Consider the following 15,466-nt stretch of genomic DNA (forward strand, 5'->3'; position numbering starts at 1 on the left):
CCGGGGACCTCCGGTTTCCCGGCCCGCTGGTCCTCCGGTTTCCCGGCCCGCCGGGCCGCCACCGGAGGGTCTCCCGCCGTCCCCGCGCGCCTTCCGCCGGACATCGGATCGGGTGGTCGGGAGGGGAAACCGGCCAACATCCGAAGAGCCGCGCACGTGTCCCTCCTCGTGGCCCATGCTCTTCTCCGTATCCGTCTCCCTCCCCGTGCCTGCTTCCCCCTCCGGTTTCTCTTTCGCCGCTGTCCCCGTTCCCGCACCCGTACCCGTTTCTGCTCCCGTTCCCGTTTCCGCGCAGTCCCCGTCCCGTCTCCAGGCCTGCCTGTGGTGCGACCCCGTTCCTCCAGGGGCGACGACGGATTCGCCACAGTCGGGAGTACCGGGGGGCGCGCCGGGAGGGAAGGGGACGGTGGGGTGGACCGCGGTGCCGGGTGCGGGGTGGGTGCCTCATGGGACGCCGGACGCCCGGCGTTCACCGTGGGTTCGTACGTCGGCTGCCGGGACGTGTCAGCCTCCCGAACCTGAGGTCCCGGGGTGAAAGGACAGAGCCATGGAAAGCGGGCCGGCGATCTTCGCGGGGTTGGTGTTCTCCCTGTTCGGGGGCGGAATCCTGGCCTGGACGGTGGTCCGGGTGCGCCATGGTGAGCCGGTCGCCCACGGTGTGAACCGCGTCGCATCGGCGACCCTCGCGAGCCTCGCCGGAAGCGGTGCGCTGACGCTCGGAGCGTGGTGCTTCACGCGCGTGTGAGACCGCGCGTGAGGACTGCGGCTCCGGTAACTGGAAAGTTACCCTCCGGATAGGCCCGGAAGGGCAGGTCGACACTCCGGGCGGCAGGAATGGCGGTAGTCGGGTTACCGTTCGAGTGGCCGTTGCGGGCTTTTCCCGTTTGACACGGGGGCGGGATGTACCGTCACACTCCGCAGCGTCAGCATGACCCGACCCCTCGGGAGCCAAGCCCCGAGGAGATTCCGCGTCGACCGGAGAGAAGAGCGAAGTTGTCCCCGACCAGCGACACCGCACACGGCGGCCGCCGACTCGTCATCGTCGAGTCGCCTGCCAAGGCGAAGACGATCAAGGGCTACCTGGGCCCCGGCTATGTCGTCGAAGCGAGCGTCGGGCACATCCGCGACCTCCCCAACGGCGCCGCGGAGGTGCCGGAGAAGTACACCGGTGAGGTCCGCCGCCTCGGTGTGGACGTCGAACACGACTTCCAGCCGATCTATGTGGTCAACGCCGATAAGAAGGCCCAGGTCAAGAAGCTCAAGGACCTGCTGAAGGACTCCGACGAGCTCTTCCTCGCCACCGACGAGGACCGCGAGGGCGAGGCCATCGCTTGGCACCTCCTGGAGGTCCTGAAGCCCAAGGTTCCCGTCCACCGGATGGTCTTCCACGAGATCACCAAGGACGCGATCCGCAGCGCCGTCGCCAACCCGCGCGAACTGAACAAGCGCATGGTCGACGCGCAGGAGACCCGCCGCATCCTCGACCGCCTCTACGGCTACGAGGTCTCGCCGGTCCTGTGGAAGAAGGTCATGCCGCGGCTGTCGGCCGGCCGCGTCCAGTCCGTGGCGACCCGGCTCGTCGTCGAGCGGGAGCGCGAGCGCATCGCCTTCCGTTCCGCCGAGTACTGGGACCTGACCGGCACCTTCGGCACCGGCCGCACCGGTGACGCCAGCGACCCGTCCAACCTCGTCGCGCGCCTGACCTCGGTCGACGGCAAGCGCGTCGCCCAGGGCCGCGACTTCGACTCGCTCGGCCAGATCAAGAGCGCGAACACGCTCCACCTGGACGAGACGAACGCCCGCGCGCTCGCCGCCGCCCTGGCGGACACGAACTTCGCGGTCCGCTCGGTCGAGTCCAAGCCCTACCGCCGCTCGCCGTACGCGCCGTTCCGCACGACGACGCTCCAGCAGGAGGCCTCGCGCAAGCTCGGCTTCGGCGCGAAGGCGACCATGCAGGTGGCGCAGAAGCTGTACGAGAACGGCTTCATCACCTATATGCGTACGGACTCCACGACCCTGTCGGACACGGCGGTCACGGCCGCCCGCGCCCAGGTCACCCAGCTGTACGGCGCCGACTACCTGCCGGCCCAGCCGCGCACGTACGCCGGGAAGGTCAAGAACGCGCAGGAGGCGCACGAGGCGATCCGTCCCTCGGGCGACCGTTTCCGCACCCCCGCCGAGACGGGACTGACCGGTGACCAGTTCAGGCTGTACGAGCTGATCTGGAAGCGGACCGTCGCCTCCCAGATGAAGGACGCGGTCGGCAACTCCGTCACCGTGAAGATCGCCGGCACCTCCGCCGACGGCCGGGACGCCGAGTTCAGCGCGTCCGGCAAGACGATCACCTTCCACGGCTTCCTGAAGGCGTACGTCGAGGGCGCGGACGACCCGAACGCCGAGCTCGACGACCGTGAGCGCCGCCTCCCGCAGGTCGGCGAGGGCGACCCGCTGTCCGTCGAGGGGATCACGGTCGACGGCCACGCCACCAAGCCGCCGGCCCGCTACACCGAGGCCTCCCTGGTCAAGGAGCTCGAAGAGCGCGAGATCGGCCGCCCGTCGACGTACGCGTCGATCATCGGCACGATCCTCGACCGCGGTTACGTCTTCAAGAAGGGGACGGCCCTGGTGCCCTCCTTCCTGTCGTTCGCCGTGGTCAACCTCCTGGAGAAGCACTTCGGGCGGCTCGTCGACTACGACTTCACCGCCAAGATGGAGGACGACCTCGACCGCATCGCCCGCGGTGAGGCGCAGGCCGTGCCGTGGCTCAGGCGCTTCTACTTCGGCGAGGGCGACGCGACCGGTGCCGCCGAGGCCGGCAACGGCGACGGCGACCACCTGGGCGGTCTCAAGGAGCTCGTCACCGACCTGGGCGCCATCGACGCCCGTGAGGTGTCCTCGTTCCCGGTCGGCAACGACATCGTGCTGCGCGTCGGCCGCTACGGCCCGTACGTCGAGCGCGGGGAGAAGGACGCCGAGAACCACCAGCGCGCCGACGTGCCCGAGGACCTGGCCCCGGACGAGCTGACGGTCGAACTCGCGGAGGAACTGCTCGCCAAGCCGAGCGGTGACTTCGAGCTCGGTGCCGACCCGCAGACGGGCCACCAGATCATCGCCAGGGACGGACGCTACGGCCCGTACGTCACCGAGGTGCTCCCCGAGGGCACCCCGAAGACGGGCAAGAACGCCGTCAAGCCGCGTACCGCCTCGCTGTTCAAGTCGATGGCGCTCGACACGGTGACCCTGGAGGACGCCCTCAAGCTGATGTCGCTGCCGCGCGTCGTCGGCGCGGACGCCGAGGGTGTCGAGATCACCGCGCAGAACGGGCGCTACGGTCCGTACCTGAAGAAGGGCACGGACTCGCGGTCGCTCACCGCCGAGGACCAGCTCTTCACCATCACGCTGGAAGAGGCGCTGGAGATCTACTCCCAGCCCAAGCAGCGGGGCCGCGCGGCCGCCAAGCCGCCGCTGAAGGAACTGGGCACCGACCCGGTCAGCGAGAAGCCGGTGGTGGTCAAGGACGGCCGCTTCGGCCCGTACGTCACCGACGGCGAGACGAACGCGACCCTGCGCTCCGGCGACAGCGTCGAGGACATCACGCCGGAGCGCGGCTACGAACTGCTCGCCGAGAAGCGCGCCAAGGGCCCGGCCAAGAAGACCGCGAAGAAGGCGCCCGCGAAGAAGGCGCCGGCCAAGAAGACCGCCGCCAAGAAGACGACGGCTTCGAAGACGGCTGCCAAGAAGGCACCCGCCAAGAAGACCGCCGCGAAGAAGACGGCGGCCTCCGAAGGCTGAGTCACCGGCCGGCCCGGGCCGGGTCTGCGGCCCGCGAAGGCCGAGCCACCGGCCGGACCTGTCGGAGATCGTCCGGACCCGTCAGAGAGCGGAAGCCCCTACACCATTTGGTGTGGGGGCGTCCGTTTGTTCGGGCACGCCTCCAGGGAGTCAGCGGGTCCGGATAGGCTGGCAGGATGACGCGAGCCGAGCAGCCAACGGCCCACAACTGGGCCCCCGACGAAGCCCTGGTCGCGGATTCGCGCGAGCGTGCCGTCCGCGCCCTGCTGCGTCAACCGCAGCTGAAGCGGTTGTGGAGCGCACACCTCGTGGGAGGTGTCGCGGACGCCCTGGCCCTGTTCGTCCTGGTCGTCCTCGCCCTCCAGGCGGCGATCTCCGAGGGCTCCTTCGGCGGCGGCGTCCGCGGGGCCGCCCTCGCCGTGGCGGCCGTCTTCGGAGCCCGTGTCCTCGCGACGCTGCTCTTCGGGGCTGTGCTCCTCGGCCCCCTGACGTCGCTCACCTCACCCGACGGGCCCCTCGACCGGCGCTGGACCATGCTCGGGGCCGACGGCCTGCGGGCCGTGCTCCTCATCGTCGCGCCCCTGTTCATCGACTGGACCCCGGACAACGCGCTCGCCGTGCTCCTGGTCATCGTCTTCGTGTCCGGGGTCGCCGAGCGGTTCTGGACGGTGTGCCGGGAGAGCGCGGCCCCCGCACTGCTGCCCGCGCCACCGCTGGAGGGCGCCACCGTGCGCCCCCTGCCGGACCACATGGACGCGCTGCGACGGCTGTCCCTGCGGACCGCGTTCGTCGCGCTGCCGCTCGCCGCCCTCACCCTGGTCGTCGTCTCCCTCGTCAGCAACATGCTGGGCGCCGGGATCGACTGGTTCCACCTGCACCAGGCGGCGCTCGCCTCGTACGTGGCGGCCGGACTGTTCGCGGCCTCCCTGTCGGTGGTCGCCTTCCTCGAACTGCCCGACGCCCGCACCCCGCGCGCGCGGTCGCCGCTCGAAGGACTGCGCCGCCCGAAGACGGGCACCGGCGGCGACAAGGGCCGCACCGGCGCGATCCCGCTCCTGGTGCCGGCCTGCGCGGCCGTCGCCGGGGCGATCTCGGCCGCCGTCGCCGTCTCCGTGCTGGACGCCATCGACCTGGGCGGCGGCCCGGTGCTGTACGGGCTGCTGGTGCTGGCCCTGACCGGCGGCGTCGTCGCCGGCATCCGCACGGCGCCCTCCCTGCTCCCGTCGCTGTCGCGGCGCAGGCTCCTCGCCCTCGCGATCGCCTTCACCGGGATCATGCTGCTGGCCGCCGGCCTCGTCCCGGACGTCACCACCGTGCTGCTGCTCCTCACCTTCGCCGGCCTCGGCGCGGGTGTCGCCGCGAACACCGGGCACGCGCTGCTCGACCAGGAGACCGAGGACTACCGGCGGGCCCGCACGACCGAACACCTGCACGCGGTCGTACGGGTCTTCGTCGCGGTCGGTGCGATCGTGGCGCCGCTGGTGGCCGCCGCGATCGGCCCGCACCGCCTGGAGAGCGGCAAGTTCGTGTTCGCGCACGGCGGCGCCGCCTTCACCCTGATGCTGGTCGGCGCGCTCCTGCTGCCCGTCGCCGCCCTGGTGCTCGCCAAGGTCGACGACCGTTCCGGCGTGCCGCTGCGCAAGGACCTGCTGGACGCCCTGCGCGGCGGTGACGACCCGTCGCAGGTGCCCGCGACGAACGGCTTCTTCATCGCCCTGGAGGGCGGCGACGGGGCCGGCAAGTCCACCCAGGCGCAGGCCCTCGCCGACTGGATCCGGGCCAAGGGCCACGAGGTCGTGGTGACCCGTGAGCCGGGCGCCACGCCCGTCGGCAAGCGGCTGCGCTCGATCCTCCTCGACGTGTCGTCCGCGGGCCTCTCGCACCGCGCCGAGGCCCTGCTGTACGCCGCCGACCGCGCGGAGCACGTCGACACGGTCGTCCGTCCCGCGCTGGAGCGGGGCGCCATTGTCATCTCCGACCGCTACATCGACTCGTCCGTGGCCTACCAGGGCGCGGGCCGCGACCTGTCGCCCACGGAGATCGCCCGCATCAACCGCTGGGCGACGAACGGGCTCGTACCGCATCTGACCGTTCTGCTGGACGTGTCGCCCGAGGCCGCCCGAGAGCGCTTCACCGAGGCGCCCGACCGGCTGGAGTCGGAGCCGCTCGAGTTCCACACGCGCGTGCGCTCCGGTTTTCTGACGCTCGCCGCCGCCGACCCGAGCCGCTACCTGGTCGTCGACGCCGCGCAGGAGCCCGAGGCCGTCACCACCGTCGTACGGCACCGCCTCGACGTCATGCTGCCCCTCTCCGAGGCCGAGGTGAAGGCCCAGGAGGAGGCGCGCAGGGCGGCCGAGGAGGAGGCCCGGCGCAAGGCCGAGGAGGAGGCCGCGCGCAAGGCCGAGGAGGAGCGTCTGGAGCGCGAGCGTCAGGCCCAGCTCGCCAAGCTGCGCGCCGAGGAGGAGGAGCGCAAGCAGCGGGAGCTGGAAGAGGCCCAGCGGCGTGAGGCCGAGCGCCAGGCGGAGGAGGCCCGGCAGCGTGCCGAGGAGGCCCGCCGCCGGGCCGAGGAGGAGCGGGCCCGGCTTCTCGCCGAGGAGGAGGCCCGCGCCGCGGAGCAGGAGCGGGCGCGCAGACAGGCCGAGGAGGAGGCGCGGCTGCGTGCCGAGGCCGAGGCGCGCCGTCTGGAGAAGCAGCGGAAGGCCGAGGAGGCGTTGCTGAGGGCCGAGGAGGCCCGGCGGATCGCCGCGGAGGCCGCCGCCGCTTCGGCCGCCGCGGCGGCTTCGGCCGACGCCGCGGTGTCGGGCGCCGGGACCGCTCCGAGGGCCGGCGGCCCGAAGAGGCCGGAGCCCGCTGCGGGGACGGGACGGGACACCGGCGGGGCCTCGACGTCCTCGCCGTCGTCCTCCGCGTCCGCTTCCCGTTCCGCGTCCACGCCGTCGTGGGCCGTGGCGGCTTCCGTTCCGGACAACGAGACGACGGTTCCCACGCCCGTCGTCACCGATCCGGCGGCGGCCGACGAGACCGCCGTGCTTCCGCCCGTACGACCGGACGAGCGCCGCTCGGGCACCCGTCCGGGTTCCCGCTCCGAGACCGAGGACACGGCCACGCTGCCGAAGCCGCCGGTTCCGGGCGGGGCGGCGGACGAGACGGCGGTGCTGCCGCCCGTCACCCCGGGTCCGGGCGCTGCCGACGAGACGGCCGTCCTTCCTCCGGTACGGGACAGGGGCGCGGAGACCAGGGCCGACGGGCCGCCCGGCGACCCCGCGGACCGGATGCCCCGGGGCTTCTTCCGCGACGAGCGGCCGGCGCCGGGGCCCGAGGGTCCCTCCGACCGCACGCGGGAACTGCCGCAGGTGGACGAGACGGGCGCCCCGCGCCGCAGGCCCCGCCCCGACTGGGCCGAGGAGACCCCGCTCGACGATCTCCCGACCCTGGCGGACGAACTGCTGGGCCCGCGCGAGGGCGAGGACGAGGACGACTGGGACGAGGGCCGCGGGCGCGGTCGAGGCGGGCGGCGACGCTAGTACTGCCCTGACGGCTGATCGCCAGGGCAGTCGGAGGGGCGGTCACCGGGCGGTGGCCTTCGCCCGTGGCGGGCGACGGTCCGCGCCGGCCGGCCGGCGCCTGACGGCCGGACTCGGACCCGGGGTTCGTGCCCGGGTCCGCCGGTCGATGTCCGGCGGGCCCGTGGCCCGTGGCCGGCGGCCGACGACCCCGGTCCGGCTCGGCCGGCTCGGTCCGCACGGCCGACCCGGTCAGAGGTCGGTGAACGGCCGGGTGTGCCCCGTTGTCGGTGGCGACCCGCACAATGGACGACGCGAGACAAAGTGCGACGGAGGGCGGAGCCCATGCCTGTGTGGGACGACCTGGTGGGCCAGGAGAAGGTGGGCGAGCAACTCGCCGCCGCTGCCCGGGACGCCGACGCCCTCGTCACGGCGGTCGCCGCGAACGCCCCGCTTCCCGAGGCGTCCAAGATGACGCACGCCTGGCTGTTCACGGGCCCGCCCGGCTCGGGCCGCTCCACGGCCGCGCGCGCGTTCGCGGCCGCCCTGCAGTGCGTGAGCCCCGACCGTGCGCTCGGCGGGATCCCCGGCTGCGGGTTCTGCGACGGCTGCCACACGAGCCTGGTCGGCACCCACGCCGATGTGCAGATCGTCCGTACCGATCTGCTCTCCATCGGCGTCAAGGAGACCCGTGACCTGGTCCGGCGCGCCCAGCTGTCCCCCGCGGGCGGCCGCTGGCAGGTCATCGTCCTGGAGGACGCGGACCGTCTGACGGAAGGCGCGGGCAACGTCCTGCTCAAGGCCGTCGAGGAACCCGCTCCCCGCACGGTCTGGCTCCTGTGCGCGCCGTCCATCGAGGACGTGCTCCCCACCATCCGCTCCCGCTGCCGGCTGCTCACGCTGCGTACCCCGCCGGTGGACGCCGTCGCCGACATCCTCGTCCGCCGTGACGGCATCGAGCCCGCCGTCGCGGCGGCCGCCGCGCGCGCCACGCAGGGTCACATCGGTCGGGCCCGTCGCCTCGCGACGGACCCGAGCGCCCGGCAGCGCCGTGCCGCCGTCCTCAAGCTCCCGCTGCGGATCGACGACGTCGGCGGCTGCCTCAAGGCCGCCCAGGAGCTGATCGACACCGCCGCGGAGGACGCGAAGCAGCTCGCCGAGGAGGTCGACGTCAAGGAGACCGAGGAGCTGAAGGCGGCGCTCGGCGCGGCTCAGGGCGGCCGGATGCCACGGGGCACGGCGGGCGTCATGAAGGAGCTGGAGGACCGGCAGAAGCGCCGAAGAACGCGTACGCAGCGCGACAGTCTGGATCTGGCCCTGATCGACCTCACCGGCTTCTACCGCGACGTGCTGGCCCTTCAGCTCGGCTCCCGCCTGGCCATCGCCAACGTGGAGGCGGAGGACGCGCTGGAGCGGCTGGCGGGCGGCAGTTCGCCGGAGTCGACCCTGCGCCGCATCGACGCGATCGCCGCGTGCCGTGAGGCCCTCGATCGCAACGTCGCTCCGCTGCTGGCGGTGGAGGCGATGACGATGGCGCTCCGCGCGGGCTGACCGGACGGCTCCGTGGCGCCCACCCCTGTGTGGGGCGACCGCCTGGTGACGGGGTCCGGTCCGGGGCGAGCCGTTCCGTGGCCGGCGCCCGGCAGGGGCGAGCCGCCCTGTCGCCGGCCCCGTCAGAGGCAGTTGTTCGGCGGCGGGTTGACCGAGTCACTCGTACGAGCAGCTTCCGCGACTGAAGGTGATCGATCGATCGCGCAAGGTTACGCTCGCGGGATGCACATGAGGCGCACCAGACGGCAGATCCGACCCCTCCGTGCGAGCGGCGTGCTGCTGGCCGCCGCGGCGCTGTTCGTCTCCGCGTGCTCCTCGGGGAGTTCCACGGCGAGTTCCACGACGTCGGCCGCGACGGCCGCGGCGGTGCTCACCGCACTGCCGCGCGCCACCCCGTCGGCGTTGGAGCCGTACTACGGGCAGAAGCTGAACTGGCACAGCTGCGGTGTCCCCGGCTTCGAGTGCGCCACGATGAAGGCGCCGCTCGACTACGACAAGCCCGGCTCGGGCGACGTCAGGCTGGCGGTTTCCCGCAAGAAGGCCACGGGGCCGGGCAAGCGGATCGGTTCGCTGCTGGTCAATCCGGGAGGGCCGGGCGGTTCGGCGGTCGGCTACCTCCAGTCGTACGCCGGAATCGGTTACCCGGCGGACGTCCGCGCCCGCTACGACATGGTTGCGGTCGACCCGCGGGGCGTGGCCCGCAGCGAGCCGGTCGAGTGTCTCAACGGACGCGCGATGGACGCGTTCACGCAGACGGACACCACGCCGGACGACGGCCGGGAGACGGATCAGCTCGTCGAGGCGTTCAAGAAGTTCGCCGAGGGCTGCGGCGCGCACTCGCCCGAACTGCTCCGGCACGTCTCCACGGTCGAGGCGGCCCGCGACATGGACATTCTGCGGGCCGTGCTGGGCGACCAGAAGCTGTCGTACGTGGGGGCGTCGTACGGGACGTTCCTGGGGGCGACGTACGCGGGTCTCTATCCGGACCGGGTGGGCCGGCTGGTGCTGGACGGGGCGCTCGACCCGTCCCTGAACGCGCGCAAGCTGAACGAGGAGCAGACGGCGGGGTTCGAGACGGCCTTCCAGTCCTTCGCCAAGGACTGCGTGCGGCAGAGCGACTGCCCGCTCGGCGACGCGGGCACGAGCCCGGACGAGGTGGGCAGGAACCTGAAGGCGTTCTTCCAGCAACTGGACAAGAAACCCATCCCGACAGGCGACCCGGACGGCCGCAAGCTCGGCGAGGCGCTCGCGACGACCGGGGTGATCGCGGCGATGTACGACGAGAGCGCCTGGCCGCAGCTGCGGGACGCGCTCACCTCCGCGATGAAGAAGGACGACGGCGCGGGGCTGCTCGCCCTCTCCGACAGCTATTACGAGCGGGACGCCGACGGTCAGTACGCGAATCTGATGTCCGCCAACGCCGCCGTGAACTGTCTCGACCTGCCCCCCGCCTTCTCCGGCCCGAACCAGGTGGAGCAGTCGCTGCCCGCCTTCGAGAAGGCGTCCCCCGTCTTCGGCGAGGGCCTGGCCTGGGCCTCGCTGAACTGCGCGTACTGGCCCGTCAGGAACACCGGCGAGCCGCACCGGATCGAGGCGAAGGGCGCGGCGCCGATCCTCGTCGTCGGCACCACCCGCGACCCGGCGACCCCGTACCCCTGGGCCCGGTCCCTCGCCTCCCAGCTCTCCTCGGGCACCCTCTTGACCTACGTCGGCGACGGCCACACCGCCTACGGGCGCGGCAGCGCCTGCATCGACTCCACGATCAACCGCTACCTCCTCCAGGGCACCCCTCCCGAGAAGGGAAAGCGCTGCTCATAGCCCCGCTGGGCACCCGCGGAGCGCCCGCCCCGGGACGTGTACGGAGCACCCCCGGAAACTGTGTAGACTTACCGACGTTGCTGATCGCACCATGGGTGTGAGCAGCGCGCCGCCTTAGCTCAGATGGCCAGAGCAACGCACTCGTAATGCGTAGGTCTCGGGTTCGAATCCCGAAGGCGGCTCTGTGGAAGCCTCAGGACTCACTCGCCGTGACCTGGGGCTTTTGCTTTTGCTGGACACGGTGGCGGGCGCGTGCACGAGCCGCGCGGCGGTCTCCGGTCCCAGTTCCAGTCTCAGCCGCGGGCTCGACGGCAGACGGCCGGCAGCTGGACGAGACCAGCGAAGGCGACAGGTCCCCTCGTGCCGGGCGGGAGGCATGAACCGGTCTGCCGGGCGGGGCTCGGCTTCATGTCTCGCGGCCGCTGCGAGGGCGTGACGCGCCCTCCGGGCCGGTCGCTGGATCGCCGACCGTTCGGGGCCGTCGTCCGGGGCGCGGGCCGTGGTCGCGGGGAGCTCCTGAGGGGGCGGGGGTGCCCGCGAGAACCGTTGTACCTTCGATGATGGAGACCGCCACGATCGAAGGGGCCGGCTCATGGCGCGCAGCGGTAACGCCGGGCAGCACGGGACTTCCCTCCGCAAGGACTTCCTCATCGCCGAGCGCCCCGGCTACCTGCTCCACAAGGCCGGGCTGGTGCTGGTGGAGGACGTGGAGGAGGCGCTGGCCGGGGTCGGCATGCGCATCCGCGACTTCTTCGTGCTGGCCGCCCTGGCCGGCGGTCCCGAACTCTCGCAGCAGGACCTGAGCCGGCTGCTCGATCTCGATCCGACCACGGTCGTGACGGTGATCGACGAGATGGAGCGCAACGGGCACGTCGAGCGGCGGCGCAATCCGGCCGACCGGAGGCGCTACAACCTGATCCTCACGGAGTCCGGCCGCGAGGCGCTGGCGACGGCGGACCGGGTGGCGACGGAGGTCGAGTCCGCCTTCTTCGGCGCTCTCGCGGAGGACGAGCGCGAGGTGCTGCGCAAGATGCTCGGCGTGCTGATGGCAGGCCGCTGGCCCGCCTCCGTCTGCTCCGACTGACGCCCGCCTTCGTGTGCTCCGACTGACGCCCGTCCCCGTCTGCTGACGCCCGTCTTCGTCGCCGCGCTCATCGGCTTCACGATGCTGCGGACGAAGGATCTGCACGCCGGCGCTCTGTCGACCGTCCCGCCGGACGTCGACGACAGCGGCGAGGGCGAGGTGCGGTCCGGCGGGTCGCCGGACGCCGCGGTGGGCGCACCGGCCTGACCCGGCCCCGCGTCCCCGAGGCGGGGGTCAGTGGCCGCTCGGGTCGTGGGACGAGACCGGGATCGTCTCCTTGCGGAAGTAGGACGGGCGGAACGCGCTGTACGCGAACATCAGGATCGCCCCGAGGAGAAGCGCGCCGATGCCTGTGACGAAGACGCCGCCCAGCTGCCGGTGCGGCGGGAACGGCAGGGTCCACGAGGTGCTGCCGTAGTCGGCGGCGGCGTACACGATGCAGGCGTTGACGAAGAAGTAGAGCAGCATCAGACCGCCGAGGCCCGGCATGATCCCGCGCGTCCACAGGTCGCGCGGGCTGCGCGTGAGGACCTTGCGGTAGTACCAGACGCAGGCGAAGCCCGTGAGTCCGTAGTAGAAGGCGATCATCAGGCCGACGGAGCCGATGGAGTCGGCCAGGACGTTCTCGCTCGCCCGGGTCAGGATGACGTAGAAGACGATCGAGGCCAGGCCCATGCCCACGGTGGACCAGGTCGGGGTGAGGAACCGGGGGTGGATGCGGGCGAAGCGCTGGGGGATGGCCTTGAACGCCGCCATGGACAGGGTGGTGCGGGCCGTGGGGAGGATGGTCGTCTGGGTGGAGGCCGCCGCCGAGGTGAGGACCATGACGATCAGGAGCTTGGTGGCGACCGTGCCCCAGCCCCCGGTGCCGAAGACCTCGGCGCCGAGGCTGGAGAGGACGTCTCCGGAGTTCTCCGGGTTGCCCAGGCCGATGCCCTTGTCGCCGACCCCCGCGAAGGCCTGCGCGGACGTGGTGACCATGACGTAGACGAGCAGCAGGATGACGGTCGAGATGACGGCCGCGCGGCCGGGTGTGCGGTCGCGGTCGACGGTCTCCTCGTTCACGGACACCGCGGTGTCCCAGCCCCAGTAGATGAACACTCCGGCGAGGATGCTCTTGGTCAGGTCGTCGAACGAGTTGATCTCGAAGGGGTTGAACCACGACCACGAGATCTCCGAGGAGGAACCCGGCGCCGTACCGCCGTACACCTTGACCAGCGCGGTGATCGCCAGCAGGAACAGCACCACGATCTCGATGCTGAGCAGCGCCTTCTGGAGGTTGGCGGACAGTTCGATGCCGATGTAGCAGATCAAGGTCATCAGGGCGATCCACAGGACGCCGACGAAGGTGACCCAGAAGGTGTTCTGCGCGAGCCCGTCCGCGCCGATGAGCTGGAAGCCGTAGGAGCCGGCGATCTGCGCCAGATTGGCCATCACGATGATGTCGGCCGCGACGATGCCCCAGCCGCCCAGCCAGCCGGTCCGGGGGCCGAAGGCCCGGGCCGCCCAGGTGAACGTGGTGCCGCAGTCGGGGTCGGCCCGGTTCAGCTCCTTGTAGCCGTAGGCGATCAGGAACATCGGGACGAAGGCGAGGATGACCACGATCGGCGACTGGAAGCCCACGATCCCGACGATGACGCCGAGGGTCGCCGCCAGGCTGTAGGCGGGGGCGGTGGAGGCCAGCCCGATCACCGTGCTGGAGAACAGGCCCAGGGCGCCGCCCTTGAGACCCTTGTCCGTGGTCCCGGGGCCGCATGGCGGCAGTGGCGCGGGCGGCGGGACGGATGGTGAGCTCATGACGCCCTCCGGAACCTGGTGGCGCCCGCCGAGGGTGGACCGGGCGCACGCTGTCCCCGGCCCGGGAGCCTCGACGCCCCCGGGGCACCGGGAACGCCCGGGGGCACCGGGCCGCTCTCACCAGCATGAACCCGCACGCCGACAACCGGTAGTCGAGCCGCGTCCCGGGCGGCCGGCGGGCCGGCCGGCCCCGAAGCCCGTCGCCGAGCGGCCGGAGGGCAGGGGCGCGTACGCCTCCCGACCGTCCCGGGCGGTGTCATCCTGCGGGAATGACGGGATCCAGCGCGGCGGACGGCGGGTACTCCGGTACTCCGCTGGCCCGGAAGATCGGCATCAAGGCGGGGCACCGGGTACGGCTGGTCCACGGGCCGCCGGACTGGGAGATTCCCGGGCTGCCCGAGGGCTGCGAGGTCGGGGAGGGCGGCCCGGAAGGCGTGGACGTCACCGTCGCCTTCTTCCGGGAGCGCGCCGGACTGGCGGAACGGGCGGCCGCCTTGGTCGAGGACCTGTCCGACCCGGCCATGCTGTGGATCGCCTGGCCACGCCGCGCGGCCGGGCACCGCAGCGACATCACGGAGAACGGTCTGCGGGACCTCTTCCTGCCCCTCGGTGTCGTCGACGTGAAGGTGGCGGCGCTGGGGGAGGACTGGTCGGGGCTGAAATTCGTCCGCCGCAGGGAGAACCGGCGCTCCTGACCCCGGACGTATGGGAGGAGACCGGGACGTTCGTACGGCTGACATATTGGCGTACCCGAGGGAGTACGTGAGGGGGCGTCCCGGTGAACGACTAGCATCGCGGCACAGTTGTCGGCCGGGATGGGGTGGGTGTCGTGTCACAGGCGGAGGAGGGGCCGCGGATCGCCGTTGCCGTGGTGACCATGGGCAACCGGCCCGGCGAGGTCGACGCACTGCTCACCTCCGTGGCCAAGCAGGACGTGGCGCCGGCCCGGATCGTGATCATCGGCAACGGCTGCCCGCTGCCCGAGTTCGCCGAACGCCTCGGCCTGCCGGGCGAGGTGACCACCATCGAGGTGGACGACAACCTCGGCTGCCCCGGTGGCCGGAATGTCGGCCTGAGCCGGCTGCGTGAGTTCGGGGACGTGGACGTGGTCGTCGAACTCGACGACGACGGGCTCCTCGTGGACGCCGACGTGCTGCGCAAGGTGCGTGATCTGTACGCCTCCCGGCCGCGGCTCGGCATCGTCGGCTTCCGCATCGCCGACGAGCACGGCGAGACGCAGCGCCGCCATGTGCCGCGGGTCGGCGCCAAGGACCCGATGCGCGGCGGACCGGTCACCGGCTTCCTCGGGGGCGGCCACGCGCTGTCCATGCCGATGCTCGCCGAGACGGGGGACTGGCCGGCCGAGTTCTTCTTCGCGCACGAGGAGACCGACCTCGCCTGGCGGGCCATCGACGCCGGCTGGACCGTGCTGTACGAGCCCGAACTGCTGCTCCAGCACCCCAAGACCTCGCCCGCCCGGCACGCCATCTACTACCGGGTGACCGCCCGCAACCGGGTCTGGCTCACCCGTCGCCGGCTGCCCCTGGCGCTGATCCCCGTGCACCTGGGGATCTGGATCGTGCTCACGCTGCTGCGGACGCGGTCGGTCGGCGGGCTGCGGGCCTGGTTCGGTGGATTCGCGGAGGGGCTGCGGCGGTCCGGCGGAGAGCGGCGCCCGATGCGGTGGCGTACGGTCTGGCGGCTCACCCGCCTCGGCCGCCCACCGGTCATCTGAACCCGGTTCGCCGGTTCTGCGCATCGACGGGATTTCGCCACGGGAATCCCGTCCGGCGGCCGGTACGGGGATCTCGCGCGGGGATGCGTACGGGATACGTACGGGTACATACGGGAATTCCGTACGGACGGAGGCCCCGGTCGATCACCTCGACGACCGGGGCCTCTGACGTCCCCGGATCCGGCC

Annotated in this window: 10 protein-coding genes and 1 tRNA gene; 10 read left to right on the forward strand and 1 reads right to left on the reverse strand. The window is 72.1% G+C overall.

Annotation, left to right across the window (positions count from 1 at the left end; genetic code table 11):
- Positions 1-547 precede the first annotated feature (547 nt).
- The 8 genes from ACH4S8_RS32760 (at position 548) to ACH4S8_RS32795 (ending at position 11,955) form a co-directional block, all read left to right on the forward strand.
- On the forward strand, positions 548-745 hold the full coding sequence (locus ACH4S8_RS32760) for a hypothetical protein (RefSeq protein WP_398400543.1): 198 nt from the start codon (positions 548-550) through the stop codon (positions 743-745).
- Between the two features lie 248 nt (positions 746-993).
- Positions 994-3,792, forward strand: a complete 2,799-nt coding sequence (gene topA / locus ACH4S8_RS32765; protein ID WP_398400545.1) for a type I DNA topoisomerase — start codon at positions 994-996, stop codon at positions 3,790-3,792.
- A 176-nt stretch (positions 3,793-3,968) separates the two neighbouring features.
- Complete coding sequence (gene tmk, locus ACH4S8_RS32770) at positions 3,969-7,316, forward strand: dTMP kinase (protein ID WP_398400547.1); 3,348 nt, start codon at positions 3,969-3,971, stop codon at positions 7,314-7,316.
- Between the two features lie 324 nt (positions 7,317-7,640).
- Positions 7,641-8,846: a DNA polymerase III subunit delta' gene (locus ACH4S8_RS32775; protein WP_398400549.1), complete on the forward strand. Its 1,206-nt coding sequence runs from the start codon at positions 7,641-7,643 to the stop codon at positions 8,844-8,846.
- 222 nt (positions 8,847-9,068) lie between these two features.
- A complete protein-coding gene (locus ACH4S8_RS32780) occupies positions 9,069-10,664 on the forward strand; it encodes an alpha/beta hydrolase (protein WP_398400551.1) in 1,596 nt (531 codons plus the stop codon).
- Between the two features lie 108 nt (positions 10,665-10,772).
- A tRNA-Thr gene (locus ACH4S8_RS32785) sits at positions 10,773-10,846 on the forward strand.
- A gap of 410 nt (positions 10,847-11,256) precedes the next feature.
- Positions 11,257-11,748, forward strand: coding sequence for a MarR family winged helix-turn-helix transcriptional regulator (locus tag ACH4S8_RS32790; RefSeq protein WP_398400553.1), 492 nt, complete (start codon positions 11,257-11,259; stop codon positions 11,746-11,748).
- 81 nt (positions 11,749-11,829) lie between these two features.
- Complete coding sequence (locus ACH4S8_RS32795; protein WP_398400555.1) at positions 11,830-11,955, forward strand: hypothetical protein; 126 nt, start codon at positions 11,830-11,832, stop codon at positions 11,953-11,955.
- Between the two features lie 27 nt (positions 11,956-11,982).
- Here ACH4S8_RS32795 and ACH4S8_RS32800 read toward each other — a convergent pair whose 3' ends face one another.
- On the reverse strand, positions 11,983-13,545 hold the full coding sequence (locus ACH4S8_RS32800) for an APC family permease (RefSeq protein WP_398400557.1): 1,563 nt from the start codon (positions 13,543-13,545) through the stop codon (positions 11,983-11,985).
- A 269-nt stretch (positions 13,546-13,814) separates the two neighbouring features.
- Between ACH4S8_RS32800 and ACH4S8_RS32805 the strand changes: the two genes are divergently transcribed.
- Positions 13,815-14,240, forward strand: a complete 426-nt coding sequence (locus ACH4S8_RS32805; RefSeq protein WP_398400559.1) for a DUF3052 domain-containing protein — start codon at positions 13,815-13,817, stop codon at positions 14,238-14,240.
- Between the two features lie 125 nt (positions 14,241-14,365).
- On the forward strand, positions 14,366-15,280 hold the full coding sequence (locus ACH4S8_RS32810; protein ID WP_398400561.1) for a glycosyltransferase family 2 protein: 915 nt from the start codon (positions 14,366-14,368) through the stop codon (positions 15,278-15,280).
- Positions 15,281-15,466 lie beyond the last annotated feature (186 nt).

Origin of the sequence: Streptomyces sp. NPDC021080 (genome assembly GCF_044333225.1) — a bacterium.
In the GTDB taxonomy this organism is placed as follows: Bacteria; Actinomycetota; Actinomycetes; order Streptomycetales; family Streptomycetaceae; genus Streptomyces.